At 69.6% G+C, this 4670-nt stretch carries 2 protein-coding genes; both read left to right on the forward strand.

Going from position 1 to position 4670, the window contains the following annotated elements; translation table 11 throughout:
- The first annotated feature begins 52 nt into the window (after nucleotides 1-52).
- On the forward strand, nucleotides 53-3265 hold the full coding sequence (locus tag UK23_RS47020; RefSeq protein WP_052685673.1) for an SDR family NAD(P)-dependent oxidoreductase: 3213 nt from the start codon (nucleotides 53-55) through the stop codon (nucleotides 3263-3265).
- 36 nt (nucleotides 3266-3301) lie between these two features.
- Nucleotides 3302-4670, forward strand: a 1369-nt coding sequence (locus UK23_RS47025; RefSeq protein WP_419503936.1) for a type I polyketide synthase, incomplete at its 3' end; no start/stop codon positions are given.

Genomic DNA, 4670 nt, shown 5'->3' on the forward strand with positions numbered 1-4670 from the left:
GGGGGGTGGATCCCCCCAGGGGGCCGGCCAATCGGGATCGATTCCGTGGGTCGTGTCGGCGAAGTCCGCGGCGGCGTTGGAAGCGCAGATCGGCCGGATCCGGGCGGTCGAGGCTCCGGCTCTCGACATCGCCGCGTCGCTGGTGTCGACGCGGGCACAGCTGGAGCACCGCGCGGTGCTCCTCGACGGTGTCGAGGTCGCGCGCGGGGTGGCGTCGGAGCGGCCGCTGGCGGTGCTGTTCAGCGGTCAGGGTTCGCAGCGGCTCGGCATGGGACGGGAGCTGTACGAGCGGTTCCCGGTGTTCGCCGCCGCGTTCGACGCGGTGCTGGAGCACCTGGACGTCGCGTTGCGGGACGTGATGTGGGGCCACGACGTCGACGCGTTGAACGACACCCGGTATACGCAGCCGGCGTTGTTCGCGATCGAGGTGGCGCTGTTCCGGCTGGCCGCGTCGTTCGGGGTGCGGCCGGACTTCGTGGGCGGGCACTCGATCGGCGAGATCGTCGCCGCGCACGTGGCCGGGGTCTTCTCGTTGGAGGACGCGTGCCGGTTGGTGGACGCGCGCTCACGGCTCATGCAAGCGCTACCGCCGGGTGGCGCGATGGTGGCCGTGCAGGCCACCGAGGAAGAAGTGCTGCCGTTGCTGGGCCCGGACGTGTCGGTGGCGGCGGTGAACGGGCCTCGGTCGGTGGTGGTCGCGGGAACCGAGGAGGCGGTCTCGGCGGTCGTGGATCGGTTCGCGGACCGGAAGACTAAGCGTCTCACGGTGAGCCATGCGTTTCACTCGCCATTGATGAACCCGATGCTGGACGACTTCCGCGCGGTCGTCGAGGGCCTGTCGTTCTCCGAGCCGCAGATCCCGGTCGTGTCGAACGTGACCGGGCAGCTCGCCGTGCGCGAGCAGCTGACGTCGCCGGAGTACTGGGTGCGGCACGTGCGCGAGGCCGTGCGGTTCTCTGACGGCGTGCGGGCGTTGGGGCGCCAGGCCGTGTCGGCGTTCCTGGAGCTCGGGCCTGATGGCGTGCTGTCGGCGCTGGTGGCGGAGATGACCGAAACCGGTGCTGTCCCGCCGGACACCGCTGTCGTCCCGGTGCTGCGTCGCGAACGGCCGGAGGAGGCCTCCTTCGTGTCGGCGTTGGCGCGCCTGCATGTCACGGGTGTGTCGGTCTCCTGGGCGCGGCTGTTCGAAGGCACCGGCGCGGTTCGGGTCGACCTCCCGACGTATGCGTTCCAGCGGTCGCGGTTCTGGCCGGAGCCCGAGGTCGCGGTCGGCAAGGCCGATCCGCTCGACGCGGCGTTCTGGCAGCTGGTGGAGAACGACGAGCTGGCTTCGGTGTTGGATCTCGACCCCGAGGTGGCCGCGGCCGTCGTGCCGGCGTTGTCGTCGTGGCGGACCCGGCAGCGATCACAGTCCATTGTGGACTCCTGGCGGTTCCGCGAGTCGTGGAACCGGTTGTCGCTCTCCGGTGCTTTTGGGGGATCTTGGCTGGTCGTCGTGCCGCCAGAGGAGGACGCCTGGACGCGTGACGTCGTGGAGATCCTCGGCGGGGTCGCGGTGCCGCTCGACAAGGTCGCCTCGTTGTCCGGTCGCGAGTTCACGGGTGTCGTGTCGCTGCTCGGTGTCGCGGACGACTCGGGCGACGTGCCGTACCCGTTGTCCGGCACGTTGGAGTTGTTGCGCGCTCTGGAGGGCGTCGAGGCTCCGTTGTGGACGGTGACGCGAGGTGCCGTGTCGACCGGCCACGGCGACATCGTGACGTCTCCGGTGCAGGCGGCGTTGTGGGGCTTGGGCCGGGTGGCGGCGCTGGAGCTGCCGCGCCGATGGGGTGGGTTGATCGACCTGCCGGGCAGCGTGGACACCCAGGTCGCGCAGGGCCTGCAGGCGGCGTTGACGAACTCGCTGGGCGAGGACCAGATCGCCGTGCGCGGCAACGGTGTCTTCGCGCGTCGTCTTGTTCCGGCGCCACGTGGTGAGCACGGCGAGGACTGGGAACCGTCGGGCACGGTGCTGATCACCGGCGGTACTGGCGCTTTGGGCGGCTTCGTGGCACGTTCCGTTGCCGCTCGGGGCGCCTCGCACATCGTGCTGACTTCGCGCCGGGGTCCGTTGACGCCTGGTGCCGAGCACCTCGTGGCGCAGCTGGAGGGGTTCGGTGCCGAGGTGTCGGTCGAGGCTTGCGACGTCGCCGATCGTGCCGCTCTCTCAGAACTTCTGGGCCGATTCCCCGATCTGACGGCCGTTGTGCACTGCGCCGGAATCGACTCGGGTGACGCGCCTTTGAGCGATCTTTCGGTTGATCAACTCGGAGGTTTGTTGCGCGCCAAGATGGTGTCCGCGCGGAACCTGCACGAGCTGACCGGGAACCTCGACGCGTTCGTGCTGTTCTCGTCGGGCGCGGCGGCGTGGGGCAGTGGTGGCCAGCCTGCCTACTCGACCGCGAACGCCTACCTGGACGGCTTGGCGCAGTTCCGTCGTGGCCAGGGCCAGGTGGCGACGTCCGTGCAGTGGGGTGCGTGGGCCGAGGCCGGCATGGCGGCCGATCCCGAGGCCTACGACCAGCTGCGCCGGCACGGTGTGCTGCCGATGGATCCCGAGCTGGCGCTGACCGCGATGGTGCAGGCGGTGTCGGACGGCGAGACGGTGCTGACCGTCACGAACACCGACTGGGCTCGCTTCGCGCCGGGCTTCACCGCGTCGCGTCCGTCGCCGTTGTTCTCCTCGATCCCCGAGGTGGTCGCCGCTCTCTCGGTGGAGGCCTCCGAGGGCGTCGAGGTGGCGTTGCGGGAGAAGCTCGCCGGACTGTCCGAAGCGGACCGGTCGCGTGTGCTGCTGGACCTGGTGCGTTCGGAGGCCGCGGCGGTGCTGGGCCACTCCGGTGTCGAGTCGATCCACGCGGAGAAGGCGTTCCGCGACCAGGGTTTCGACTCGCTGACGGCGGTGGAGATGCGCGATCGGTTGAAGGCCGCGACGGGTCTGCCGGTGCCGTCCGCGCTGGTCTTCGACTACCCGACGCCGCGGCTGGTCGCCGAGCACCTGCTGTCCGGCCTGTCGTCGCCGGTCGAGGGCTCGGTTCTCGCCGAACTGGCGCGGTTCGAGGCTGCTGTGGCTTCTTCGGACGACGACCACGACGTGATCCGCGAACGCCTGGAGAAGCTGCTCGGCCGGTTGAAGAAGCCCGTGTCCACTTCGGACGACGATATTCGCAACGTCTCCGTCGAGGACCTGCTGAACATCATCGACGACGAGTTGCTCGACCTCTCGTAGTAGCAGTGTATGCCCGCACGAAATGAGGACGGACCAGTGCAGGAAGAGCAGCAGGACAAGGTTGCCGACTACCTGAGGCGAGTCACGGTCGAGTTGCGCCGGGCTCGTGAACGCGTCCTCGAGCTGGAGCAGAAGCACAGCGAGCCCATCGCGATCGTGGGCATGTCGTGCCGCTTCCCCGGCGGGGTGGTCACGCCGGAGCAGCTGTGGGAAGCCGTTGCCGCCGAACGGGATCTGGTCACCCCGTTCCCCGCCGACCGCGGCTGGGACCTGTCGTCGTTGCGTTCGGAGTCACTGGCGCAGGAGGGCGGGTTCCTAGCTGATCTGGCCTCTTTCGACGCGGACTTCTTCGGCATCTCGCCGCGCGAGGCCCTGGGCATGGACCCGCAGCAGCGCATGATGCTGGAGCTCACCTGGGAGGCTCTGGAGCGCGCGGGCCTGGACCCTGCTTCGCTGCGGGGTTCCGCCACCGGTGTTTTCGTGGGCACGAACGGCCAGGACTACGCGGACCTGGTGTCGGTGGACGGCGACGGGCACGCCTCCACCGGCCTCATCGCGTCCGTGCTTTCCGGCCGTCTCTCTTACACGTTCGGCTTCGAGGGCCCCGCGGTTTCCGTTGACACGGCTTGCTCTTCGTCGTCGGTCGCGATGCACCTGGCCATGCAAGCTCTCCGCGGTGGCGAGTGCTCCCTGGCTCTTGCCGGTGGCGTGACGATCATGGCGACGCCGAACTCCTTCGTGGAGTTCACTCTGCAACGCGGTCTCGCCGCTGACGGCCGGTGCAAGGCCTTCTCGGACTCGGCCGACGGGGTGGGCTGGTCCGAGGGCGCGGGCATGCTGGTTCTGGAGCGTCTGTCCGACGCTGTCGCCAACGGCCATCACGTGCTGGGGCTGCTGCGCGGTTCGGCCGTCAACCAGGACGGCGCCTCCAACGGCCTGACCGCGCCGAACGGCCCGTCCCAGCAACGCGTGATTCGCGCAGCCCTGGCCTCCGCGGGCTTGTCTCCTGCCGACGTCGACGCGGTGGAGGCGCACGGCACCGGCACGACGTTGGGCGACCCGATCGAGGCCGCCGCTCTGATCGCCACGTACGGCCAGGACCGCTCGGTTCCGCTCTACATCGGCTCGATCAAGTCGAACATCGGTCACACGCAGGCGGCGGCGGGCGTCGCCTCGGTGATCAAGGTCGTGCAGGCGATGCAGCACGGCGTCCTGCCGCGCACCCTGCACATCACCTCGCCCTCTTCCCACGTCGACTGGTCCGCGGGCTCGGTATCACTCTTGACCTCCGCGACTCCCTGGCCGGCCGCCGACCGCCCGCGCCGCATCGGCATCTCGTCGTTCGGCGTCTCCGGCACCAACTCGCACCTGATCGTCGAGGCACCTGCCCCTACCTCCGACGGCC

This window comes from Lentzea aerocolonigenes (genome assembly GCF_000955955.1).
GTDB classification, from domain to species: domain Bacteria; phylum Actinomycetota; class Actinomycetes; order Mycobacteriales; family Pseudonocardiaceae; genus Lentzea; species Lentzea aerocolonigenes_A.